The organism is Rhodococcus sp. M8, from assembly GCF_015654185.1.
GTDB classification, from domain to species: domain Bacteria; phylum Actinomycetota; class Actinomycetes; order Mycobacteriales; family Mycobacteriaceae; genus Rhodococcus; species Rhodococcus aetherivorans.
In genome coordinates this window covers 6,057,091-6,080,027 of sequence record NZ_CP064065.1, presented here as the reverse complement: position 1 = coordinate 6,080,027, position 22,937 = coordinate 6,057,091, and the positions used below count along the sequence as shown (strand labels likewise).

The window sequence follows — 22,937 nt, the reverse complement described above, 5'->3', positions numbered from 1 at the left end:
CCGTCGGTGTCTACCGTCCGGCCCGGCCCCACTCCCAGTCGCGGATGTCGGGCATGTCCTCCCCGTGGGTGCGGATGAACTGGTGGTGCTCGACCAGCCGGTTCTTCAGGTACTCGCGCGCATACGCGGAGATCGGATGCAGACGGGGCACCCGGTCGACGACGTCCATGGCGAGGTCGAACCGGTCGATCTGGTTGAGCACGCACATGTCGAACGGCGTGGTGGTGGTGCCCTCCTCCTTGTACCCGCGCACATGGATGTTGTCGTGGTTGGTACGCCGGTACGTCAGGCGGTGGATCAGCCACGGGTAGCCGTGGTAGGCGAAGATCACCGGCTTGTCCGTGGTGAACAGCGAGTCGAATTCGCGGTCCGACAGTCCGTGCGGATGCTCCGTGTGGTCCTGCAGCCGCATCAGATCCACGACGTTCACGACGCGGATCTTCAGGTCGGGGAACCATTCGAGCAGGATCTCCACGGCGGCGAGGGTTTCCATGGTGGGCACGTCGCCGGCGCAGCCGAGCACCACGTCGGGTTCGACCCCCTTGTCGGTGCCCGCCCAGTCCCAGATCCCGATTCCCTTGGTGCAGTGCACGATTGCCGCATCCATGTCGAGGTACTGCAGTTGCGGTTGCTTGCCGGCGACGATCACGTTGACGTACTGCCGGGTGCGCAGGCAGTGGTCGGCCACCGACAGCAGGGTGTTCGCGTCCGGCGGCAGGTACACGCGGATGACGTCGGCCTTCTTGTTGACCACGTGGTCGATGAAGCCCGGATCCTGGTGCGAGAAGCCGTTGTGGTCCTGCCGCCACACGTGCGAGGTGAGCAGATAGTTCAGCGACGGGATCGGCCGGCGCCAGTCGATGCCGTTGGTGGTGCGCAGCCACTTGGCGTGCTGGTTGAACATCGAGTCGACGATGTGGACGAAGGCCTCGTAGCAGGAGAAGAAGCCGTGCCGGCCGGTCAGCAGATAGCCCTCGAGCCAGCCCTGGCAGGTGTGCTCGGACAGGATCTCCATCACCCGTCCGTCGGGGGCGAGCCGGTCGTCGGTGGGCAGGATGCGGGCGTTCCAGGTGCGTGCGGTGGCCTCGAGGACGGGACCGAGGCGGTTGGAGTTGTTCTCGTCCGGTGAGAACACGCGGAAGGTGCTTGTGTTCTCGCGCATGACGTCGCGCAGGAAGGTACCGAGCACGCGAGTCGATTCGACGCTGCCGGTGCCGGGAGCCTCGACCGGCACGGCGTAGTCGCGGAAGTCCGGCAACGCCAGGTCTCGTACGAGCGGCCCGCCGTTGGCATGGGGGTTGGCGCTCATCCGCCGCTCCCCCGCCGGGTGCAGGTCGCGGATCGCGGGCACGGGGGCACCGTGGTCGTCGAACAGTTCCTCGGGCCGGTAACTGCGCAGCCACTCCTCGAGAATCTTGCGGTGGCTTTCGTCGTCGCGGGCATTGGCGAAGGGCACCTGGTGCGAGCGCCAGTACCCTTCGACCGGGAGACCGTCGACCTCCTTCGGTCCGGTCCAGCCCTTCGGGGAACGCAGCACGATCATCGGCCAGCGCGGCCGGTCGGTGACCCCGTCGCGGCGGGCGCGGCGCCGGATCTCGAGGATCGCATCGACGCAGTGGTCCAGGGCCGCCGCGAACGCCTGGTGCATGCGCTCGGGATCGGAGCCCTCGACGAATACCGGATCGTGGCCGTAGCCGCGGAGCAGGTGCTCGAGTTCCTCGTGTTCGATGCGGGCGAGGACGGTCGGATTGGCGATCTTGTACCCGTTCAGGTGCAGGATCGGCAGCACGGCGCCGTCCCGGCGCGGGTCGACGAACTTGGTGGAGTGCCAGCTGGTGGCCAGCGGGCCGGTCTCGGCCTCGCCGTCGCCCACCACGGCAGCGACGATCAGGTCCGGGTTGTCGAAGGCGGCGCCGTAGGCGTGCGACAGGGCGTACCCGAGCTCGCCGCCCTCGTGGATGGACCCGGGTGTCTCGGGGGCGACGTGGCTGGGGATGCCGCCGGGGAACGAGAACTGGGTGAACAGCCGGGCCATGCCGTCCGCATCCTGGGACACGTCGGGGTAGATCTCGCTGTAGGTGCCCTCGAGCCAGGCTGCGGCGACCGGCCCGGGCCCGCCGTGGCCGGGGCCCATCACGTACATCACGTCCAGCTCGCGGGCGGCGATCGCGCGGTTGAGGTGGGCATAGACGAAGTTCAGCCCCGGGGTGGTGCCCCAGTGTCCGAGCAGCCGGGGCTTGATGTGCTCGGGACGCAACGGCTCGCGCAGCAGGGGGTTGCCCATGAGGTAGATCTGCCCCACCGACAGGTAGTTCGCGGCTCGCCACCAGGTGTCGAGCGCGGCGAGCTCCTCTCGGCTCAGCGGTCCGGTGCGGGTTGCCGTGTCGGGTCCTGCGTCCACGTACGGTCCTCTCCTGCAGGTGTGCGTCCGGTTTCGTGTTCGAGCCTGCCCCGCGCGGGTGGCCCACGCCGGCCGTTCCGGGAAACACTCGCCGAAGAGTTCCTCCCGGACGGCGCATCCGTGCCTGCCGGATACCCGACGAGCGCCGGAGAAACCCCCTCCGACCAGGCGATGTGGCGTATCGCCGACAATGCGCTACGCTAACTCCCGCCCCACCGAGCAACCGGTGGAGTCCGGAACGCCCTCGTAGCTCAGGGGATAGAGCGCTTGCCTCCGGAGCAAGAAGTCGCAGGTTCGAATCCTGCCGAGGGCACCACGCCGGAACGGCCCCGCGTCGCACTGCGACGCGGGGCCGTTCTCGTCTCGGGCGGCTACTCCGCCGGACCCTGCTGCGCTGCCGCGGTGATCGGCGCCATGTCGAAGTAGTCGCGCCAGCCGGCGATCCTGCCGTCGACGACCTCGAAAGTCCCCATCACCGGCAGTTCGACGGTCCGTCCCCCGAGCGTGAACACGTCGACCCGCTCGTTGAGCACCACGCCGCCGTGGACAGCCTGGTGCCGGATGCGGAAATCGATGCCGCCGAACGAGGCGACGAACCCGGCGATGAACTCCTCGATCGCCGCGCGCCCGCGCACCGGTTCCATCGGGATGTTGTGGTAGACGGCGTCGTCGGTGAAGTAGGACGCGAGCACGGCCGGGTCGGGATCGGCCCAGCGGCGGCAGAATTCGGTGACGAGCTCGTCGGGGGTCATGCGGTTCCTTCCGTCAGGCCCGGGCGAAGCGCGCCGGATCGGTGCCCGGGACCCGGCGCGCCCGGCCTCTCTCGATGAGGTGCCGCACGTGCGCCGAGGCCTCGGACAGCGCCATCTGCTTGCCCGTGGGCGGAGTCTGGTCCCAGGGGCGGTACCACGTCATCCGCTCGGCAGCCTGCCACAGCGTCAGCTCCTCGTCGCCGAACGCCGCGTACAGATCGTCGAGGCGTCGCTCGTGATGCTCGACGAGCGCGTCGGTGCGGGCCGCGAGGTCGTCGATCGGCTGCCGGTGCGCGGGCAGGGTGCGCCGGGCCGGGAGCGTGCCGACGGCGCGCAGGGAGTCGATGAATTCGCCGAGGGCGTCGCGTTCGGGGAGGGGGAAATCGAAGTCGCCCACGTGCGGGGTCGTGGTGGCGAGGACGTGGTCGCCGCTGAAGAGGATGTCGTGCTCCTCGATGTAGAAGCAGGCGTGGCCGGGGGTGTGCCCGGGGGTGAACACTGTGCGCAGGGTGCGGCCGGCGAGCGTGATCCGTTCGTCGGTGGCGAGCTTGCGGTCGGGATGGACGTCGGGCTTGCCGGTTGCGCGTTCCCCGTTCACCCGGTCGAGGTAGGTGGCGATCTGGTCGTCCGGGGCGCCGGCGCGGCGCCACTGCTCGGCCTCCCACTCGGCGTTGCCGTCGCCGGAGATCATGAGCTCGAGCTGGCCGAAGTCGTCCTCGTGCATGCCGACCCAGCAGCCCGACGCCTCCCGGATCCGGCCGGTCAGACCGACGTGGTCGGGATGGAAGTGGGTGACGACGACCCCCTCGACGTCCGCGACGGAGGCGCCGACGGCGGCGAGGCCGTCCTGCAGCGCGGCCCAGGACGTGTCGTCGTTCCAGCCCACGTCGACGAGGACCAGCCCGCGCGGCGACTCCATCGCATACACCTGGGTGTCGCCGACCGGCAGGTCGCTCACCGGTACGGGGATGCGGTAGATGCCGTCGCCGATGTCGCGGGCGTGGTCCATGGGGTCCTCCGAGCTACTCGATCGTTAGCCATTCAATGAACACAAACAGTAAACTATTTGGGTTCGTGCGGCTCGATGATCGCCATGATCGACCGGATCTCCCCCGCTGGGATGGCGAAGTGCTCGGTGACCGCCACGGTGAGGGTGCCGTCGCCGGCGTCGAGGTCGAGCAGGAACCGCGCGACGACGTTGTCGTCCCACTCGCGAAACGTCAGCTCCCGCACACGACGGATCGAGCGGTACTCGGGGCCCTGCTCGAGCCGGTCGCGGATCTCGACGCCGCTGTCGCCGGTGCGCACGCCGTTCTCGACCCGCCACGCGTCGGCCGCGAGCCGCACGTGTGATGCGTCGTGTCCGACGAGGGAGCGGATGTAGGAGCGGGCCATGGCGACGCGGGCGCTGTCGGTGGGCGCGCCGGCATGCTCGGCGATCGCGGCCATCAGGGTCGGCGCCCAGTCCGGCCGGCAGATCACCAGGTCCGGCATGTAGGGATGGGGGCGGTTGTACTCGAGCTCGCTGCCGTCGATGCGGGCGCAGTACAGCCCCGCCGCCTGCGCGACCCCCACCGGCGCCGCGGAGTCCCACTCCCACTGCCCGCCGGCGTGCACGTAGGCATCGACGTCGCCACGCACCACCGCCATGGCCTTGGCCCCGGCCGAACCCATCCGCACCACGTGGGCGCCGACGGCCCGGGCGACGTCGGCGACGAAGGCCGGCGGCCGGCTGCCGCTGACGACGATCCGGGGCCGTCGGCCGGCCAGCGGCCGCAGTTCGGCGGGACGGACGTCGTCGGTGCCGTAGACGGCACCGACGGCCGGCTGAGCGACGGCGGCGGCGGTGATACCCCTGCCGGCCTCCCACAACGCGACGTGCACGGCCCAGTCCTCGTGGTCCGGCATGCCGTACTCCTTGGACCCGTCCAACGGGTCGACGATCCACACCCGCTTCGCGTGCACCCGCACCGGATCATCGGCGGATTCCTCCGAGAGCACCGCGTCGCCGGGGCGCTCGGCGGCGAGCCGCTCGAGGATGTACGTATCGGCGGCGCGGTCGCCGCGGCGGCCGAGTTCGCGACCGGTGAGCGTGTCGGCCTCGGCCGCGCGGACGGTCAGCAACAGTTCGCCTGCAGCGGTGGCGATCTCGGCGGCGAGGGCGGCGTCATCGGTCATGGGGCCAACAATTCCATGACCAGCCCGGCCTGCGCGACCGGATCGCCGTCCTGCGGCCGCAGCACCAGGTCCGGCCGGGTGGGCGCCTCGTAGGGGTCGTCGATACCGGTGAACCCGGTGATCTCCCCGGCCCGGGCCCGGGCGTACATGCCCTTCGGATCGCGGGCCTCGCAGTCGGCGAGCGGGGTGTCGACGAACACCTCGAGGAACGGCAGCCCGGCCTCCCGGTGCTGCTCGCGGATCCGGTCCCGGTCGGACCGGTACGGGCTGATGAGCGCGCAGATCGTCACCAGGCCCGCGTCGGCCATCAGCTGCGCCACCGCGCCGACGCGCCGGACGTTCTCCGCGCGGTCCCGCGGCCCGAAGCCGAGGTCGGCGTTGAGGCCGTGGCGCAGGTTGTCGCCGTCGAGCCGGTAGGCCGGGACACCGGCCGCGAGCAGGCGCCGCTCGAGCGCCGCGGCGACAGTGGACTTGCCCGACGCCGACAGGCCGGTCAGCCACACCGTCGCGCCGCGCGAGAGGCGTTCGGCGCGGGTCGCCTCCGCCGCGTGCCACACGACGGGGGCGGCGGCGAGGGTGGGTCCGGTGATCATCCCGGCGGCGACGGTGCTGCCGGTCGCGTCGTCGACGAGCACGAAGCTGCCGGTGGTCCGGTTGCGCCGGTAGGGGTCGAACAGCACGGGACGGCGGGTCCGCAGCTGCACCCGTCCGATCTCGTTGAGGGTCAGCGATCGTGCCGTCCCGTCGCGGTGGAGGGTGGTGACGTCGAGCCGGTAGTCGAGCCGCACCACGTGCGCGGCGGTGGCGTTGGTGGTGTGCAGCAGGGTGTAGGTGGCGTCGGGTGCGAGACCTGGGCCCTCGGCGAGCCAGCACACCATCGCGTCGAGCTCGTGCCCGACGAGCGGGCGGTTCCCCGGGCGGCACAGCATGTCACCGCGGCCCACATCGAGGTCGTCCTCGAGTTCGAGGCACACGGCGCTGCCCGCGAAGGCGCTCGGCACCGGGTCGCCGCCCGGTCCGTGGACGGCGCGCACACGCGTGCCGTAGCCCGAGGGCAGCACCACCACCTCGTCGCCGGGGGCGAACGCCCCGCTCGCGACGGTGCCGGCGTAGCCGCGGAAGTCGCGGTGCTCCCCGTGACCGGGGCGGAGCACGTACTGGACGGGGAATCGCGCGTCGATGAGGTTGCGATCGGAGTCGACGTGCACCTGCTCGAGACGGTGCAGCAACGAGGCGCCCTCGTACCAGGTCATGATGGTGGTGCGCGTGACGACGTTGTCGCCGAGCAGCGCCGACACCGGCACGAACGTCAGGTCGTGGATGTCGAGTTTGGCTGCGAACGAGGAGAATTCGGCGCAGATTTCGTCGAAGCGCTGTTGCGACCAGTCGACCAGGTCCATCTTGTTGACGCACAGCACGAGGTGGGGGACGCCGAGCAGGCTGGCGAGAAAGGCGTGCCGGCGGGTCTGCTCGACGATGCCCTTGCGGGCGTCGACGAGAATGAGGGCGAGGTCGGCGGTCGAGGCGCCGGTGACCATGTTCCGGGTGTACTGCTCGTGGCCGGGGGTGTCGGCGACGACGAAGGCGCGGTGCGGGGTACAGAAGTAGCGGTGGGCGACATCGATGGTGATGCCCTGCTCCCGCTCCGCCCGCAGTCCGTCGGTGAGCAGCGCCAGATCGGGGGTGTCCATGCCGCGCTCGCGGCTGGTGCGGGTGACGGCGTCGAGCTGGTCCTCGGGCACGGCCTTGGAATCGTGGAGCAACCGGCCGATCAGCGTGGACTTGCCGTCGTCGACGCTGCCGGCGGTCGCGATGCGCAGCAACCGGGTCATCAGAAGTAGCCCTCCTTCTTGCGGTCTTCCATGCCGGCCTCGGAGATGCGGTCGTCGGCGCGGGTGGCGCCGCGCTCGGTGACGCGGCTGACGGCGACCTCGGCGACCACCTCGTCGGGGGTGGCGGCGGCGGATTCGACGCACCCCGTGCAGGTGGCGTCGCCCACCGTGCGGAACCGCACCAGCGCGTCGCGCGGCTCGTCGTCCGGCAGCAGAGCGAGGAACTCGTTGAGCGCCAGCAGCATTCCGTCGCGCTCGACGACGGTGCGGCGATGGGCGTAGTAGAGCGACGGCAGCTCGATGCCTTCGTCGCGGATGTAGTTCCAGACGTCGAGTTCGGTCCAGTTGGACAGCGGGAACACGCGGATGTGCTCACCGCGGCGGTGCCGGCCGTTGTACAGCTGCCACAGTTCGGGACGCTGCGCCTTGGGATCCCACTGCCCGAACTCGTCGCGGAAGGAGAACACGCGTTCCTTGGCGCGGGCCTTCTCCTCGTCGCGGCGGGCGCCGCCGAACACCGCGTCGAATCCGCCTTCGCGGATGGCACGCAACAGCGTTCGGGTCTGCAGCCGGTTGCGGCTCGCGCGCGGGCCGACGTCCTCGACGGCCCGGCCGGCGTCGATGTCGTCCTGCACCGAGGCGACCAGCAGGCGCACCCTCCGGCGGGCCGCCTCGGCGTCACGGTAGGCGAGGACCTCGGGGAAGTTGTGGCCGGTGTCGATGTGCAGCACCGGAAACGGGATCGGCGCCGGCCAGAACGCCTTGGCCGCCACGTGCAGCATCACCGCGGAGTCCTTGCCTCCGGAGAAGAGCAGCACGGGACGTTCGAAGGTGGCCGCCACCTCCCGGAAGATGTGCACGGACTCGGCCTCGAGGGCGCGCAGCAGGGACAGTTCGTACGACGGCGTGAGGGTCATCGGGGCTCCAGCTCACGAGCGCCGGTCCAAATATGTACCGGCTCGGTCGAAAGGTTTCGCCCCGAACAATAGAACGAGTTTCAGTTCCGGGTCAACGCCTCGCGGGGTGCGAGCGAATGTATCGCCCACTCGATCAGACCGACGGCATGATCCATTCGCTCGGTCCCCCGGGGCCGCAACACCCGGCCGTCACCGGGCCGGGCGACGCCCGCGTCACCGGGCCGGGCGACGCCCGCCGAGCTCGCGCGTGACGGCCTCGGCGGTGGCCACGAGGGCCGCCCCGCGCCGGGCGATCTCCCGGTTGGCCAGGGTCGCGCCCACGTGGAGAGTGAGCACCACCGATTGCCGCCCGTCCGCGTCGTAAGCGGGGGCGGCGAGCAGGTTCACCGGATGCTCGGCGTCGGCCGGTTCCGCCCCGGTCAGCAGCACCCGCTCCCCCAGGCTGGACACCATCTCCCCCAGCAGTTCGCGCAGCTCGGACGGCAGGTCGTGCGCCGCGACGCCCGCCATGAGCGCGTGCAACCGCCGCCCGCCCGCGGTGAGCGACTCGACCAGATATCCCGCGGTGCGGCACTCGTCGACCACGTCCCGCAGGCGGTCCCGGTCCAGCCGCACCGGAAGCGTCGGCTCGCGCGCGAGCCACTGCTCGAGCCGCTCGTCGGAGTCCCACAGCACGTACATCAGGCCCACCGGCGGCGCGAACGGATAGACCTCTCCCACCCGCGCCCCGGCACCGTCCGGATCGGCCCCGGCGACGTCGAGGACCGCGATGCGGTCGCCCACCACCGCCGACGCGGCGCAGGTGGCACCGAACTCGGCGCCGAGCGCGGCCAGGTGGCGGTGGGTGACGGGACCGACGGCGAAGCCGCGCTGCGCGGCGCGGCCCGCGACGATCAGCGCGGGACCGAGGCCGTACGTCCTGTCGGCGGGATGGCGCATCAGGTAGCCGGCCTCGGTCAGGGCGGTCAGGATCCCCAGGCACGTCGGCTTGCTCATGCCCAGCCGGCGCGCCAGCTCGGAGAGCCCGAACCGGGTCTCCGGGTGCGCGACCAGGTGGTCCAGGACCTGCACGACCCGCTCGGTCGGCGGCGAACGCCGAGCGGACGACGTCGCGGCGGCCTCGGTCATTGACGCCTCCTTGGAACACGTTCTATCGTCGCTGCACCGAGAGCCTACCGCACCGGTACATATTTGAACCGCAAGGAGATCGTGTGCTCACCGATCCGCTCACATCCGCCATCGCCGAGGCCGAGAAGCTCGTCGCGACGGCGCCGCACATCCGCACCGAGCAGGACCTGGTCGAGGGGTACCGCTACCTCGCCGGCGGGATCACCGCTTGCGTCCACTCGGCGTGGGCGGCCGAGAGCCCCCACCCCACGTTCGTCACCGGCACCGGGCCCTACACGAAGATGGGGCTCGACAACCCCGACACCCTCTACTTCGGGGCGCGCATCCGCGACGACGCCGAGTACGTCGTCACCGGCCGCCGCGGCACCACCTGCGACCTGAGCTTCCAGGTGCTCGCCGGCAACTACACCGACGCCGAGGTACCCGGCAACGTCACCGCGTTCGACGACCGCGAGCTGCGCATCGCCGACGACGGCACCTTCGAGGCCCGGTTCGGTCCCGGCCCTGCCGACCCCGGAAACAACTACTTCACCCTCGCCCCCGGCTCGTCCCAGCTCGTCGTCCGGGAGGTCTACAGCGACTGGTCCCAGCGGCGCGGCACCCTGCGCATCGACCGGGTCGACGCGCTCGGCACACCGCCGCCCGAGCCGACGCAGGACGACGCCGCCGCTCGCTACCGGCGGGCCGGGCGCGCGCTCGTGTCCCGGGTGCGGACGTGGCTGCAGTTCCCGCAGTGGTTCTACCTCGACCTTCCGGTCAACACGGTCACCGAACCGCGGCCGACGCCCGGCGGCCTGGCCACCCAGTACTCGTCCGTCGGGCACTTCGACCTGCGCGACGACGAGGCGATGATCCTCACCGTCCCCGCCTCCGACGCGCCCTACCAGGGCTTCCAGCTGGGCAGCCTCTGGTATATCTCGCTCGACTACATCCACCACCAGACGTCGCTGAACAACACACAGGCCCAGGTCGATCCGGACGGGATGATCCGCATGGTCGTCTCCGCCCGCAATCCCGGCGTCGCCAACTGGGTCGAGACCCTGGGCCGCAGCCGCGGGTTCCTGCAGTTCCGCTGGCAGCGCCTCTCCCGCGACCTCACGACCGCGGACGGCCCGACGGCCCGGGTGGTCCCGTTCGACGACCTGGCCGCGGCACTGCCGTTCCTCGACCACAACCGGGTCACGCCCCAGCAGTGGTCCGCGCGGATCGCCGCCCGCCAGACCGCGATCGCCGACCGGATGCTCGGGTGAGCGCCGTGACCACCACCCCGAGCCCCCTGCTGGCCGGACAGACCGTCGTGGTCAGCGGCGTCGGGCCCGGACTCGGCCGCACCCTTGCGGTGCGGTGCGCCGAGCACGGCGCCGACGTCGTGCTCGCCGCCCGCACCGCCGCCCGCCTCGACGACGTCGCGGCCGAGATCACCGCCCTGGGCCGGCGCGCCCTGTCCGTCCCGACCGACATCACCGACACCGGCTCCGCGTCCCGGCTGGTCGAGACGGCCCTCCGCGAGTTCGGCCGGGTCGACACCCTGGTCAACAACGCCTTCTCGGTTCCATCGATGAAACCGTTGGCACGCACCGACTTCCAGCACATCCGCGACAGCGTGGAACTCACCGTCCTCGGCGCACTGCGCCTGACCCAACTGTTCACCGAGGCCCTGACCGAGACGAAGGGCTCGGTGGTGAACATCAATTCGATGGTGCTGCGACATTCGCAGGAGCGCTACGGCAGCTACAAACTGGCCAAGTCGGCTCTGCTCGCGCTGTCACAGTCCCTCGCCACCGAGCTCGGCCCTCACGGGATCCGAGTCAATTCCGTTGCCCCCGGCTATATCTGGGGAGAAACCCTGAAGGCGTACTTCGAGCACCAGGCAGAGAAGTACGGCACCACCGTCGAACAGATCTACCAGCACACCGCGGCGGGCACCGACCTCAAACGCCTGCCCACCACCGAGGAGGTGGCCGACGCCGTGATCTTCCTCGCTTCCCCGCTGGCACGGGCCGTCACCGGCCAGTGCCTGGACGTGAACTGCGGCGAATACCACCACTGACCAGCCGTGCGCGTTTTCGGTAGCCGGCACTACCAGAATCGCGCACAGGGAAGGGAGATACATGAGTGAACGCACCAGCGTCGGCACCGTCGAGGACCTGCACGCCTCCGCGACGCGGCTGACCGGCCTGACCGACTTCGGCGACGACGACTACACCGGGGCCCTCGGCGTCCTCCTCGACTCGTATGCGCGCGACGAACACCTCACCCCGCTCGGCAGCAAGATGTCGCGGGTGTTCCTGCGCGGCGCCCTCGTCGCGCGGCTGCTGAGCGAATCGGCCTGGCGCGCGCACCCCGAGCACGCCGACGTCGCGATCGAACGGCCGATCTTCGTCACCGGCCTCCCCCGCACCGGCACCACCGCGCTGCACCGCCTGCTCACCGCCGACCCCGGCCACCAGGGACTCGAGATGTGGCTGACCGAGCTGCCGCAGCCACGGCCGCCGCGCGAGACGTGGGCCGGGAACCCGGCGTTCGCGGCCATCGAGGCCGGGTTCGCGCAGCACCACGTCGAGCACCCGGAGTTCATGGGTGTGCACTACATGTCCGCCGGCGAGGTCGAGGAGTGCTGGCAGCTGCTGCGGCAGTCCTTCCGATCGGTGTCCTACGAATGCCTCGCGCACCTGCCCACCTACTCGCGCTGGCTCGCGCGGCAGGACTGGACCGGAGCGTACGCCCGGCACCGCCGGAACCTGCAGCTGATCGGGCTGCCCGACGCCGGCAAGCGCTGGGTCCTGAAGAACCCGAGCCACCTGTTCGCACTCGACGAACTGCTCACCGTCTACCCCGACGCGCTGATCGTCGTCACCCACCGCGACCCGCGCACCGTGATCCCGTCGGTGTGCAGCCTGGCCGCGCACGCCACCGACGGCTGGTCGCACACCTTCCGGGGCGCGAGCCTCGGGCGCAGCCAGCTCGACCTGTGGGCGCGCGGGCTCGACACGTTCACCGCGGCACGGAGCCGGCACCACCCGGATCGGTTCGTCGACGTGGACTACCGCGACTTCGTCGCCGATCCCCTCGGCACGGTCGGCGCGATCTACGACCGGTTCGGCATCCCGCTCACCGCCGGCGCCGAACAGGCGATGGCCGCGCTGCACGCCGAGAGCCGCAGCGGGGATCGCCGGCCGGCGCACCGCTACCGGCTCGAGGACTTCGGCCTGAGCGACGCCGAGGTGGACGAGCGGTTCCCGGACTACGCCTGTCGCTGACCCGCGGCGACCGCCGCGGCGGCGAGGACGTCGAGCAGCGGGAACAGCGCGGCGGCGATGAGATCCCCGGTCTCGACGAACGCCTGCTCGGACAGGCCGATCGGGTCGGGGATGTTCGGGGTGCGGGCCGCGCCGCTGGGATCCCGGCAGGCGTCGAGCCGGGCGATCGTCTCCGCACCGGTGACGGTCGCGATGCGGTGCGCCTCGGTCAGGGTGAACGACTTCGCCGCGGCGCCGGCGGTCAGGCCGGCGACCCGGTCGCGCTGCTCCTCGCTCATGGTCAGGACCAGGTCGGCGCCCTCGACCATCGTCGCGGTCACCCGGCGGGCGCGGAAGTCGCTCGCGTCGGCGCCGAGACCGGCGATGACCGCGGCCGCCCGGGGTTCGACGGGATACCCGACGAGGGCCCGCGTGCCCGCGCTCTCGGCGGTCAGGTCGGCCCACCCCGATTCGCACGCGTAGGCCCGCGTCAGCCGCTCCGCGATCACGGACCGGCAGACGTTGCCGCTGCAGACGAACAGGATGTGCACGCGCGCACTCTAGCCGCCGCGAATCGGGCGGAGGGGACGCGATTTTCGGCGCCGTGCGATGTTCACGTGCCATTCGCACGCGCGCCGCGTGTCGTTCACTCACGGCGGCCGGTTCGCGGGCCGCCCCGGCGGGGTCCGGAAGCCGTGTCCACGTCACGTCCAGACCGTGCGACATGGGATGATCGACGTATGCCCGCACCCCTACCGCTCGATCCGATCGCCGAGGCCCACCGCCAGTGGACGGCCCACGGCTGGGGTGAGGTCGCGGACGGCATGGCCGCGGTGACCTCCGTGATGCGCGCGCAGCAGATCATGATGGCGCGGGTCGAGGAGGTTCTCAAACCGTTCGGGCTCACGTTCGCCCGGTACGAACTGCTGACCCTGCTGCACTTCACCAGGACCGGGGCGCTGCCCATGGCGAAGGCCAGCGCCCGGCTGCAGGTCCACCCCACCAGCGTCACCAATGCCGTGGACCGGCTCGAGACCGCGGGGCTCGTGCGCCGCACCCCGCACCCGAGCGACCGTCGCGCCACACTGGTCGAACTGACCGACGAGGGGCGGGCGCTGGCCGTCGAGACCACCGAGAAGCTCAACGCCGAGGTGTTCGCCCGGCCCGGCGTGCCCGACGACCAGCTCGAGACGCTGCTGCGGATCCTGGCCGGCCTGCGCCGCGACGCCGGCGACTTCGACACCGGAGGCGATCCCACCAGGTGGTGACACGGATCGGGGCCGTCCCGCAGGATGCGGAACGGCCCCGGTCGAGGACGACGATCAGGCGTGCTTGAACTCCGGCGCGCGCTTCTCGACGAACGCGGCCATGCCTTCCTTCTGGTCGGCGGTGGCGAACGTCGAGTGGAACACCCGCCGCTCGAACTTCACGCCCTCGGCGAGGGTGGTCTCGAAGGACCGGTTGACCGCTTCCTTGGCCATCATCGCGACGGGCAGCGACATCGACGCCACCGTGGTCGCGGCCTCGAGCGCCACGTCGAACAGGTCCGCGGCCGGCACGATGCGCGACACCAGGCCCGCGCGCTCGGCCTCCTCGGCGTCCATGTTCCGGCCGGTCAGGCACATGTCCATCGCCTTGGCCTTGCCCACGGCGCGGGTGAGCCGCTGCGAGCCGCCGATGCCGGGGATGACGCCGAGCTTGATCTCGGGCTGGCCGAACTTGGCGGTGTCCGCGGCGATGATGAAGTCGCACAGCATGGCCAGTTCGCAGCCGCCGCCGAGGGCGTACCCGGAGACGGCGGCAATGATCGGCTTGCGGGCCGAGGAGAGCCGATCCCACTGCGAGAACAGGTCTTCCGCGTACACCTCGGAGAACGTCTTCGGCGCCATCTCCTTGATGTCCGCGCCCGCGGCGAACGCCTTCTCGGAGCCGGTGAGCAGGATGGCGCCGATACCGGCATCCGCCTCGAGCTCCTCGACGGCCGCCACCACCTCACGCATCAGTTGGCTGTTGAGGGCGTTGAGCGCCTTGGGCCGGTTCAGCGTGATGATGCCGACGCGGTCCTTGCGGTCGAGCAGGATCGTCTCGAAGTCCGTCACTGGGTTTCCTGTTCTTTCGAGCGGTTGCGGATCTCGGTGATGATGGCCGAGAAGTCCAGTCCGCCGCCACCCGACTCGTTGAAGCGGTGGTAGATCTCCGCGGCCCGCAGCCCCAGCTCGGCGTCGACGCCGTTGGCGCGCAACGCGTTCGCGGCCAGACCGAGGTCCTTGTCCATGAGCGCGGCGGCGAACCCGGGCTGGTAGTCGTTGTTGGCGGGGGTGGTGGGCACCGGCCCGGGCACCGGGCAGTTGCTGGTCAGCGCCCAGCACTGGCCGGAGGCGTTGGACGCGACGTCGAAGAGGGCCTGGTTGGTCAGTCCGAGCTTCTCGCCGAGCACGAAGGCCTCGCTGATGGCGATCATCGACACGCCGAGGATCATGTTGTTGCAGATCTTGGCGGCCTGGCCGACGCCGGACCCGCCGCAGTGCACGACCTTGCGACCCATCACCTCGAGCAGCGGCTTTGCGGCTTCGAAGTCCTCCTCCGACCCGCCGACCATGAAGGCGAGGGTGCCGGCGGCCGCACCGGCCACGCCGCCGGAGACGGGCGCGTCGATGGCGCGGTGCCCGGCCTGCACGGCCTTCTCGTGGGCGGCGCGCGCGTCGGCGACGTCGATGGTGGAGCTGTCGACGAACAGCGTGTTCGGCCGGGCGGCCGGCAGGACCTCGTCGTACAGCTTCAGCACGAGGGCGCCGTTGGGCAGCATCGTGATCACGACGTCGGCGTCGCGGACCGCGTCGGTCGCGGACTCGGAGATCGTGAGGCCGTCGGCGCGGCCCTGTTCCTGGGCCGCCGGCACCGGGTCGAAACCGGTGACCGGGTAGCCGGCCTTGACGAGGTTCGCGGCCATCGGCCCGCCCATGTGGCCGAGACCGAGGAAGGCGACGTTCGGCAGTGTGCTCATGTCAGGCGTTTTCCTTCTCGGGTGCGACGAGCCCGAGTTCGAGCTCGCCGAGTGGCTGGAAGTACGCGTCGACGTCCGCGTCGGTGACGTCGGCGAGGGTCGCCGGCGACCACGCCGGGTTGCGGTCCTTGTCGACCACCTGCGCGCGGATGCCCTCGACGAGGTCGTGCGAGCGCAACGACGCCAGGGACACCCGGTACTCCTCGTTCAGCACCTCTTCGAGGCTGCCGAGTTCGCGGGCGTGGCGCACCGATCGCAGGGTCACCTTCAGCGCGACGGGCGACTTGCCGAGGATCTGCTCGGCGGCTGCGCGGGCCTCGGGCTCCTCGGCGTCCTGCAGGCGGGCGACGATCTCCTCGACGGTCGGCGCCGAGTAGGCGGCGTCGATCCAGGAGCGCTGCGCGAGCAGCGGCGACTCCGGGGCCGGCTGGGCGAATTCGGCGAGCGCCTCGTCGACCGTGCCGGATTCGAGGGCGGCGACGAACTTGTCGAGCGCCTCGGACGGCACGAAGTGGTCGGCGAAACCGAGGGCGATGGCGTCGCCGGCCGTCATCCGGCCGGTGGTCAGGGCGAGGTGGGTGCCGAGCTCGCCCGGTGCGCGCGAGAGCAGCCAGGTGCCGCCCACGTCGGGGACGAAGCCGATGCCCACTTCGGGCATCGCGATCGTGGAGCGTTCGGTGACGACGCGGACGTTGCCGTGGGCGGCGATCCCGACGCCGCCGCCCATGACGATGCCGTCCATGAGCGCCACGTACGGCTTCGGGTAGCGGCCGATGGCGGCGTTGAGGATGTACTCGTCGCGCCAGAAGTCCTGCGAGCCGGTGCCCCCGTCGCGGGCGTCGTGGTAGATCGAGACGATGTCACCGCCGGCGCACAGGCCGCGCTCCCCCGCCCCGTCCACGACGACCGCACGGACCGAGTCGTCCCCGGCCCACTCGCCGAGCGCGGCGGCCGTCACCTTCACCATGTCGTAGTTCAGGGCGTTGATGGCCTTGGGCCGGTTCAGGGTGATCCGGCCGATGCCGCCGGAGACCCGGACGAGGACGTCTTCCGTCTCGGTCATTTTGCTCCGTTCTGCGCCGCGGCCACCACGCTGCGCGCGACGACCACCCGCATGATCTCGTTGGTTCCTTCGAGGATCTGATGCACCCGCAGATCCCGCACGATCTTCTCGAGCCCGTACTCGGCAAGATAGCCGTAGCCGCCGTGCAGTTGCAGCGCGTCGTTGGCGGCGTCGAAGCAGGCATCGGTGGCGAATCGCTTCGCCATGGCGCACAGCTCGACCACGTCGTCGGCATTCCGGTCCAGCGCGTCGGCCGCGCGCCACAGCAGGGTGCGGGAGGCCTCGATGCCGGTGCGCATGTCGGCGAGCCGGAACTGCAGGGCCTGCGAGTCGAGCAGCCGCTCGCCGAACGCCTTGCGTTCGGCGAGGTAGCCGACGGTCTTGTCGAGCGCGGCCTGAGCGCCGCCGACCGAGCACGCGGCGATGTTGAGCCGGCCTCCGTTGAGCCCGTGCATGGCGATGCGGAAACCGCTGCCCTCCTCGCCGAGCAGGTTCTCGGCGGGCACCCGGGCACCGTCGAAGATCACCTGCCGGGTGGGCTGGGCGTTCCAGCCCATCTTCTTCTCGTTGGCGCCGAAGGACAGCCCGGGGGTGTCCTTCGGGACGATGATCGCGGAGATGCCGCGCGGGCCGGGCTCGCCGGTGCGGGCCATCACCACGTACACGTCCGACGTGCCGGCGCCGGAGATGAACTGCTTGGCGCCGGTGAGGACGTACTCGTCGCCGTCGCGGACGGCCCTGGTGCTCAGGGCCGCCGCGTCGGAGCCGGCGCCGGGCTCGGTCAGGCAGTAACTCGCGAGCTGGTCCATCGAGCAGAGCCCGGGGACCCAACGGCGGCGCTGCTCGTCGTTGCCGAACCGGTCGATCATCCACGTGACCATGTTGTGGATGGAGATGTAGGCGGCGATGGACGGGCAGCCCTTGGCGAGTTCCTCGAAGATCCGGACGGAGTCGAGGCGACGCAGGCCCGACCCGCCGACGTCCTCGCGGACGTAGATGCCGCCCATCCCGAGGGCCGCGGCCTTGCGCAGGACGTCGACCGGGAAGTGCTTGGTCTGGTCCCATTCGACCGCGTTCGGGGCGAGGAACTCGGCGGCGAAGTCGCGGGCGGTGTCGCGGATCGCCCGGTCGTCGTCGGTGAGGGTGAACATCGGTATCTCGTCCTAGTCCATCGTCGGGATGACGAAGTGGTCGGCGTTCTCCTTCAGGCCGGAGAACCAGCGCTGCGTGACGGTCTTGGTCTTGGTGTAGAAGCGGATCGAGTCCGGGCCGTGCTGGTTGAGATCGCCGAAGCCGGACCGCTTCCAGCCGCCGAAGGTGTGGTACGCGATCGGCACCGGGATCGGCACGTTCACGCCGACCATGCCGACGTTGACGCGGTTGGTGAAGTCGCGGGCGGTGTCGCCGTCGCGGGTGAAGATGGCCACGCCGTTGCCGTACTCGTGCTCCGAGGGCAGCCGCAGGGCCTCCTCGTAGTCGTGCGCGCGGACGACGATCACGACGGGACCGAAGATCTCCTCGCGGTAGATCTTCATCTCCGCGGTGACGTTGTCGAACAGGGTGGCGCCGGAGAAGAAGCCGCTCTCGTGGCCCTCGAGCACGAAGTCGCGCCCGTCGACGACGAGCTCTGCGCCCTCGTCGATGCCGGACTGGATGTAGTCGTGCACCCGCTGGCGAGCCTCGGCGGTGACGAGCGGGCCGAAGTCGGCGTTCGGGTCGTCGCTGCGGCCGACCTTCAGCTCGGCGACGCGTTCCTTCAGCTTGGCGACGAGAGCCTCGGCGGCCTCCTCGCCGACGGGCACCGCGACGGAGATGGCCATGCAGCGCTCACCGGCGGAGCCGTAGCCGGCGCCGACGAGGGCGTCGGCCACCTGGTCCATGTCGGCGTCGGGCATGACGATCGCGTGGTTCTTGGCGCCGCCGAAGCACTGGGCGCGCTTGCCGTGGGCGGCGGCGGTCTCGTAGATGTACTGGGCGATCGGCGTGGAGCCGACGAAGCCGACGGCCTTGACGCGCTCGTCGGTCAGCAGCACGTCGACGACGGTCTTGTCGCCGTTGACGACGTTGAACACGCCGGCGGGCAGCCCGGCCTCGATGAACAGCTCCGCCAGGCGCAGCGGCACCGACGGGTCGCGCTCGGAAGGCTTGAGCACAAACGCGTTTCCGCACGCGATGGCCGGTCCGGCCTTCCACAGCGGGATCATCGCGGGGAAGTTGAACGGGGTGATGCCGGCGACGACGCCGAGCGGCTGGCGCATCGAGTAGACGTCGATGCCGGTGCCGGCGGAGTCGGTGAACTCGCCCTTGAGCAGGTGCGGGATGCCGGTGGCGAACTCGATCACCTCGAGGCCGCGCTGGATGTCGCCCTTGGCGTCGGCGACGGTCTTGCCGTGCTCGGAGGACAGCAGCCGCGCGAGGTTGTCCATGTCGTCCTGCACGAGCTGCAGGAACTTCATCAGCACGCGGGCGCGCTTCTGCGGGTTGAACGCGGCCCATTCCTTCTGAGCCTCGACGGCGTTCGCGATGGCGGCCTCTGCCTCGGCGACGTCGGCGAGCGGAACCCGGGCCTGCACCTCGCCGGTGTTGGGGTCGAAGACGTCGGCGAACCGGTCGGAGGCACCGGGGATGTGCTTGCCCCCGACGAAGTGGGTGAGTTCTCGAACGCTCATGTCCGGATCCGTCCTAACTGGTCGAATTCTCGTGTTTCGGTGGGATGATCGGGGGCAGCGGACGACACCCCCGGCAATGTGTGCTCATCCTATAGTTGGAAGTCCATGTATGTCCATAGGTGGCTGCGCCGCCGGTGCGTCCTTTGGGTCGCTCCAGCCGCCCAAAGGACGCACCGGCCGAGGAGCGGCCTATCGCAGCCGCCGGTACATCTCTTCCAGGTCGGCGGCACCGCGGATGACCACCGACTCGTCGGTGCCGCCGGCCCGCAGGACCCGCCGCAACAGCATCGGATCGAGATCGTCCAGCGCGGGCCGGTACGGCTCGGCCGGCAGATCCGGCAACCGGATCGCGTCCCCGTAGAAGTCCTCGTCGTCGGTCTCGGCCGCGTCCACCCCGCCGATCAATGCGTTCAGGTCGACCCCGCGCAGGGTGAGCACCGCCAGCGGCTGCTCGTCGACGTGCTCGGCCAGCAGGTACCCGACCGCCGCCGCGTGTTTGCACGGCCACCCGTCGTCGGGGCACGTGCAGTCGAAGTCCAGTTCACCGGCGCGCCGCGGCAGCAGCAGCGGACCCAGTTCCTCCGGCAGCGCACCGCCCGCGAGCCGGACCAGCATGCCCGGAGCCGACCGCACCCGGTCGATCAGCTCCGCGACCGCCTCCTCGTCGAGCGTACGGATCGAGACCGTCGAGGTGAACGGGCGCAGCTGACTGCCCTGCACCTCCCCCACCGCCACGCCGGGCTCGAGCCGCATCGAGACCACCTGTCCCGACCGGGCGTAGGTCCGGCCCCGCGCCAGCCGGCCCTTGTCGGCGACCTGCTCCATCGCCGAGACCAGCTCCTTCGACCACCAGGTGCGTCCGATCGACCCGCGCTTCGTCCGCGCCTCGATGCCGCCGACGACCCGCCGGCGCTTGCCGTAACGGTCGAACCCGCCGGCCGGGCTCACTCGCCCACCGCCTCGTCGCCCAGGGACAGCAGCGAGTGCAGCTGCTCGGTGGACAGCTCGGTGATCCAGTTCTCGCCCGCTCCCACCGCAAGCTCCGCCAATTCCTGTTTCCCCGCGATCATTTCGTCGATCCGTTCCTCCAGCGTGCCGACGCACACGAGCTTGCGGACCTGCACGTCGCGGCGCTGGCCGATGCGGAACGCCCGGTCGGTGGCCTGGTTCTCCACCGCCGGATTCCACCAACGATCCAGGTGCACCACGTGATTCGCGGCCGTCAGGTTCAGGCCCGTGCCGCCGGCCTTGAGCGAGAGCAGCATCATCGGCGGGCCGCCGTCGCCCTGGAACGCGGCGACCATCGCGTCGCGCCGGCCCTTGGACACCCCGCCGTGCAGAAACGGCACCGTGGTGTCGAACCGCTCGGCGAGATACGGGGCGATCAGCTCACCGAACTCCCGGAACTGGGTGAACAGCAGCGCCTTCTCGCCGTCGGCGAGGATCGACTCGACGATGTCCTCCACCAGCCCGAGCTTGCCCGAACGGTGCCGGCCCCGCCGCAGCACCCCGGAGCCGTCGCCCAGGTAGTGCGCGGGGTGATTGCACACCTGCTTGAGCCGGGTCAGCGCGGCGAGCACCGCGCCCTTGCGGGCCATGCCCTCCTTGTCCCGGATCTGCCGCATCATCTCGTCGACCACCGCCCGGTACAGCGCCGCCTGCTCGGCGGTCAGGTTGGCCCGCACCGTCTGCTCGAACTTCTCCGGCAGGTCCGAGATCACCGACGGATCGGTCTTGACGCGGCGAAGCACGAACGGCGACGTCAACGCCCGCAGCCGCGCGGCGGCGGCCGCGTCGCGCTCCCGCTCGATCGGGACGGCGAACCGGGCCCGGAACGTCGACGGCGAACCCAACAGGCGGGGATTGGCGAAGTCGAGGATCGATCGCAGTTCCTCGAGCCGGTTCTCCACGGGGGTGCCGGTGAGCGCGACGCGGTGCCGCGCGGGGATCGCCCGCGTCGCGCGGGACTGCGCGGTCGCGGCGTTCTTCACGTGCTGGGCCTCGTCGAGCACCACCCGGCCCCAGCGCAGCGACCTCAACGGCGCCACGTCACGCGCGACGAGCGCGTACGTCGTGATCACCAGGTCGCTGTCGGCGACCGCCGCGGCCAGCGCGGCGTCGCGCAACCGCGCCGGGCCGTGGTGGACGTGCACGCGCAGGCCCGGGACGAACCGCTGGGCCTCGCGCTGCCAGTTGCCCACCACCGACATCGGGCACACCAGCAACGTCGGGGGCACGTCGTCGCCGCCCGCCCGTTCGTGGGCGAGCAGCGCGAGCACCTGCACGGTCTTGCCGAGGCCCATGTCGTCGGCCAGCACCGCGCCCAGCCCGAGGCCGCTCATGAACGCCAGCCACTCCAGGCCGCGCTGCTGGTACGGACGCAAGGTCGCGTGCAGGCCGGGTGGGGGCGGCACCGGTTCGGGCCGGACCTGCCCGTCGAGCAGGGTCGCCACCCAGCCGGTCGCGGCGACGTCGGTGACCTCCACCGGTGGCGGCTCGTCGCCGGTGAACCGGCCGAACAACGTCGCCAGCGTCGCGTCCGTCGCGCCCTGGCCGGCGACGTAGCGGGCGGCCCGCGCGAGCGCGATCGGATCCGCCTGCACCCACTTGCCGCGCAGCTTGACCAGGTCGCTGTTGGCCGCGATCAGCCGTTCCATCTCGGCGGGGGTGAGCAGCATGTCGCCCACGGCAAGCTGCCACTCGAACGAGACGAGCGCGTTCATGCCGACGGTGTCGTCCTCGGCGGCGACGGGTGCGACCGGCGAGGACACCTGCAGCCGCAGCGACGGCTCGAGCCGCGCCCACGCGCGCGGCAGCAGCAACGCGACGCCGGCCTCACCCAGCGCGCGGCCACCGTGCTCCACGAGGTCGGTCACGACCCCCGTCGGCAGCAGCAGGTCCAGGCTGTCCGGGTCGCGCGGCACGTCCTGCAGCCGCGGATACGCCTTCAGGGCGGCGCCGAGCTTGCGGATCCCGATCTGCAGCAGCTGGGCGTCGGAGCCGTCCACCGGCACCGGCACCGGCGCCTGCCCCTCCGACCGCAGGCACACCTCGAGCCGCCACAGCGTGTCGGCGCCGATGCCGTCCTCCTCGTCGTCCGGTTCGACGAGCCGCAGCACCAGGTCGGGCTCGTTTCCCGCGAGCGAGGCCCGCCATTCGTCCAGCGCCTCGGCCATGCGCTGGGAGCCGCTGTGGTGCGGTTGCCCCTCGGCCAGGGCGGCGATCAGCGGATGCAGCGAGGTACCCACGTTGCCGATCAACGCCCGGGTGATCGGATCGGTGAGCTCGGTGGCGAGGTCGTCGAGGAGCGCCGCGGGCCGCCCGGCCTGCCGCTGCACCGGCGGCATCGCGGCGGACAGTTCGGCCGTCCAGGCACGGATCCGGTCACCGCCGAGCAGGCGCCACCGGGCCCACCACTGCCCGTCCGCGCGGTGCAGTTCCGGGGCCACCCGCCCGGCCTGCGCCCAGCGCTCGAGGCCGCGGGCGACGTGGGCGAGGTAGCGCAGGTCCCCGGCCACCCCCTCGGCGTGCCGCGGCAGCGCCAGCAGCAGCTCCGCGGCGTCGGGCGGCGCGACCGCCACCGCCGGGATCGACCGCGGACCGTCGTCGCCGGGCAGACGCAGCTCGACCCGGTGCCGGAACGGCCGGTCGATCCATCGTCGCAGTACAGCGGGTGTGTCGTCGGGCGGGTCGTCGCCGTCGCGCCACAGCATCAGGCCCGCTCCCGGTGACCACAGCCCGTGCAGCATGCCCA

General features: G+C 71.0%; 19 protein-coding genes and 1 tRNA gene. 5 read left to right on the top strand and 15 right to left on the bottom strand.

All coding sequences use genetic code 11. From position 1 onward, the window contains the following. Window positions 1-10: 10 nt before the first annotated feature. The gene (locus ISO16_RS27630) at window positions 11-2,401 is read right to left on the bottom strand and encodes a phosphoketolase family protein (RefSeq protein ID WP_072634966.1); all 2,391 of its coding nucleotides are present in this window, start codon (window positions 2,399-2,401) and stop codon (window positions 11-13) included. A gap of 240 nt (window positions 2,402-2,641) precedes the next feature. Here ISO16_RS27630 and ISO16_RS27625 point away from each other — a divergent pair. Further along, window positions 2,642-2,717, top strand: a tRNA-Arg gene (locus ISO16_RS27625). 55 nt (window positions 2,718-2,772) lie between these two features. Here ISO16_RS27625 and ISO16_RS27620 read toward each other — a convergent pair. The 6 genes from ISO16_RS27620 to ISO16_RS27595 all read right to left on the bottom strand — a co-directional run bounded on the left by ISO16_RS27620 (window position 2,773) and on the right by ISO16_RS27595 (window position 9,208). After that, entirely contained in the window at window positions 2,773-3,153 is a 381-nt protein-coding gene (locus ISO16_RS27620) for a limonene-1,2-epoxide hydrolase family protein (RefSeq protein WP_072634965.1), read from the bottom strand. Window positions 3,154-3,166: 13 nt separating this feature from the next. Then, window positions 3,167-4,162, bottom strand: a complete 996-nt coding sequence (locus ISO16_RS27615) for an MBL fold metallo-hydrolase (RefSeq protein WP_029542919.1) — start codon at window positions 4,160-4,162, stop codon at window positions 3,167-3,169. A gap of 53 nt (window positions 4,163-4,215) precedes the next feature. Next, window positions 4,216-5,331, bottom strand: a complete 1,116-nt coding sequence (locus ISO16_RS27610) for a 3'(2'),5'-bisphosphate nucleotidase CysQ (RefSeq protein WP_006940198.1) — start codon at window positions 5,329-5,331, stop codon at window positions 4,216-4,218. Further along, window positions 5,328-7,163 (bottom strand): adenylyl-sulfate kinase, encoded by a 1,836-nt coding sequence (gene cysC / locus ISO16_RS27605; protein WP_072634964.1) that lies wholly within the window; start codon window positions 7,161-7,163, stop codon window positions 5,328-5,330. The genes ISO16_RS27610 and cysC overlap by 4 nt, the downstream gene beginning before the upstream one ends. Continuing rightward, the gene (gene cysD, locus ISO16_RS27600; protein WP_029542913.1) at window positions 7,163-8,080 is read right to left on the bottom strand and encodes a sulfate adenylyltransferase subunit CysD; all 918 of its coding nucleotides are present in this window, start codon (window positions 8,078-8,080) and stop codon (window positions 7,163-7,165) included. Before cysD ends, cysC begins: the two co-directional genes overlap by 1 nt. 213 nt (window positions 8,081-8,293) lie before the next feature. Next, window positions 8,294-9,208, bottom strand: coding sequence for an IclR family transcriptional regulator (locus tag ISO16_RS27595; protein WP_029542911.1), 915 nt, complete (start codon window positions 9,206-9,208; stop codon window positions 8,294-8,296). An 83-nt stretch (window positions 9,209-9,291) separates the two neighbouring features. Between ISO16_RS27595 and ISO16_RS27590 the strand changes: the two genes are divergently transcribed. The 3 genes from ISO16_RS27590 (at window position 9,292) to ISO16_RS27580 (ending at window position 12,468) form a co-directional block, all read left to right on the top strand. Then, window positions 9,292-10,458 (top strand): hypothetical protein, encoded by a 1,167-nt coding sequence (locus ISO16_RS27590; protein WP_065922709.1) that lies wholly within the window; start codon window positions 9,292-9,294, stop codon window positions 10,456-10,458. After that, entirely contained in the window at window positions 10,455-11,258 is an 804-nt protein-coding gene (locus tag ISO16_RS27585) for an SDR family oxidoreductase (protein ID WP_072634963.1), read from the top strand. The genes ISO16_RS27590 and ISO16_RS27585 overlap by 4 nt, the downstream gene beginning before the upstream one ends. 61 nt (window positions 11,259-11,319) lie before the next feature. After that, window positions 11,320-12,468, top strand: coding sequence for a sulfotransferase family protein (locus ISO16_RS27580; RefSeq protein ID WP_006940183.1), 1,149 nt, complete (start codon window positions 11,320-11,322; stop codon window positions 12,466-12,468). On the opposite strand, the gene ISO16_RS27575 is transcribed toward ISO16_RS27580, so the two are convergent. Then, a complete protein-coding gene (locus ISO16_RS27575; protein ID WP_006940182.1) occupies window positions 12,453-12,998 on the bottom strand; it encodes an arsenate reductase/protein-tyrosine-phosphatase family protein in 546 nt (181 codons plus the stop codon). The two genes, ISO16_RS27580 and ISO16_RS27575, sit on opposite strands and share 16 nt — an antisense overlap. A gap of 189 nt (window positions 12,999-13,187) precedes the next feature. Here ISO16_RS27575 and ISO16_RS27570 point away from each other — a divergent pair, with 189 nt between their 5' ends. Next, complete coding sequence (locus ISO16_RS27570) at window positions 13,188-13,715, top strand: MarR family winged helix-turn-helix transcriptional regulator (RefSeq protein ID WP_006940181.1); 528 nt, start codon at window positions 13,188-13,190, stop codon at window positions 13,713-13,715. A 54-nt stretch (window positions 13,716-13,769) separates the two neighbouring features. Here the strand turns inward: ISO16_RS27570 and ISO16_RS27565 are convergent, their stop codons facing one another. From ISO16_RS27565 to ISO16_RS27535, 7 genes are all read right to left on the bottom strand, one after another. After that, window positions 13,770-14,546, bottom strand: coding sequence for an enoyl-CoA hydratase (locus ISO16_RS27565; protein WP_006940180.1), 777 nt, complete (start codon window positions 14,544-14,546; stop codon window positions 13,770-13,772). Beyond that, the gene (gene mmsB / locus ISO16_RS27560) at window positions 14,543-15,451 is read right to left on the bottom strand and encodes a 3-hydroxyisobutyrate dehydrogenase (RefSeq protein WP_072634962.1); all 909 of its coding nucleotides are present in this window, start codon (window positions 15,449-15,451) and stop codon (window positions 14,543-14,545) included. Before mmsB ends, ISO16_RS27565 begins: the two co-directional genes overlap by 4 nt. Window position 15,452: 1 nt before the next feature. Further along, a complete protein-coding gene (locus tag ISO16_RS27555; protein ID WP_072634961.1) occupies window positions 15,453-16,514 on the bottom strand; it encodes an enoyl-CoA hydratase/isomerase family protein in 1,062 nt (353 codons plus the stop codon). Then, complete coding sequence (locus ISO16_RS27550; protein ID WP_029542900.1) at window positions 16,511-17,665, bottom strand: isobutyryl-CoA dehydrogenase; 1,155 nt, start codon at window positions 17,663-17,665, stop codon at window positions 16,511-16,513. The genes ISO16_RS27555 and ISO16_RS27550 overlap by 4 nt, the downstream gene beginning before the upstream one ends. A gap of 12 nt (window positions 17,666-17,677) precedes the next feature. Beyond that, the gene (locus tag ISO16_RS27545; protein WP_072634960.1) at window positions 17,678-19,183 is read right to left on the bottom strand and encodes a CoA-acylating methylmalonate-semialdehyde dehydrogenase; all 1,506 of its coding nucleotides are present in this window, start codon (window positions 19,181-19,183) and stop codon (window positions 17,678-17,680) included. A gap of 189 nt (window positions 19,184-19,372) precedes the next feature. Then, window positions 19,373-20,131, bottom strand: a complete 759-nt coding sequence (locus tag ISO16_RS27540) for an SWIM zinc finger family protein (protein ID WP_029542898.1) — start codon at window positions 20,129-20,131, stop codon at window positions 19,373-19,375. Next, a complete protein-coding gene (locus ISO16_RS27535) occupies window positions 20,128-22,932 on the bottom strand; it encodes a DEAD/DEAH box helicase (protein WP_230304620.1) in 2,805 nt (934 codons plus the stop codon). The genes ISO16_RS27540 and ISO16_RS27535 overlap by 4 nt, the downstream gene beginning before the upstream one ends. Window positions 22,933-22,937: the final 5 nt, after the last annotated feature.

Excerpts from the sequence above, each read along its gene's own strand:
- ISO16_RS27620 (WP_072634965.1), bottom strand. The coding sequence starts at position 3,153 with ATGACCCCCGACGAGCTCGTCACCGAATTCTGCCGCCGCTGGGCCGAT.
- ISO16_RS27615 (WP_029542919.1), bottom strand. The coding sequence starts at position 4,162 with ATGGACCACGCCCGCGACATCGGCGACGGCATCTACCGCATCCCCGTA.
- ISO16_RS27610 (WP_006940198.1), bottom strand. The coding sequence starts at position 5,331 with ATGACCGATGACGCCGCCCTCGCCGCCGAGATCGCCACCGCTGCAGGC.
- cysC (WP_072634964.1), bottom strand. The coding sequence starts at position 7,163 with ATGACCCGGTTGCTGCGCATCGCGACCGCCGGCAGCGTCGACGACGGC.
- cysD (WP_029542913.1), bottom strand. The coding sequence starts at position 8,080 with ATGACCCTCACGCCGTCGTACGAACTGTCCCTGCTGCGCGCCCTCGAG.
- ISO16_RS27595 (WP_029542911.1), bottom strand. The coding sequence starts at position 9,208 with ATGACCGAGGCCGCCGCGACGTCGTCCGCTCGGCGTTCGCCGCCGACC.
- ISO16_RS27580 (WP_006940183.1), top strand. The coding sequence starts at position 11,320 with ATGAGTGAACGCACCAGCGTCGGCACCGTCGAGGACCTGCACGCCTCC.
- ISO16_RS27570 (WP_006940181.1), top strand. The coding sequence starts at position 13,188 with ATGCCCGCACCCCTACCGCTCGATCCGATCGCCGAGGCCCACCGCCAG.
- mmsB (WP_072634962.1), bottom strand. The coding sequence starts at position 15,451 with ATGAGCACACTGCCGAACGTCGCCTTCCTCGGTCTCGGCCACATGGGC.
- ISO16_RS27555 (WP_072634961.1), bottom strand. The coding sequence starts at position 16,514 with ATGACCGAGACGGAAGACGTCCTCGTCCGGGTCTCCGGCGGCATCGGC.
- ISO16_RS27550 (WP_029542900.1), bottom strand. The coding sequence starts at position 17,665 with ATGTTCACCCTCACCGACGACGACCGGGCGATCCGCGACACCGCCCGC.
- ISO16_RS27545 (WP_072634960.1), bottom strand. The coding sequence starts at position 19,183 with ATGAGCGTTCGAGAACTCACCCACTTCGTCGGGGGCAAGCACATCCCC.
- ISO16_RS27535 (WP_230304620.1), bottom strand. The coding sequence starts at position 22,932 with ATGCTGCACGGGCTGTGGTCACCGGGAGCGGGCCTGATGCTGTGGCGC.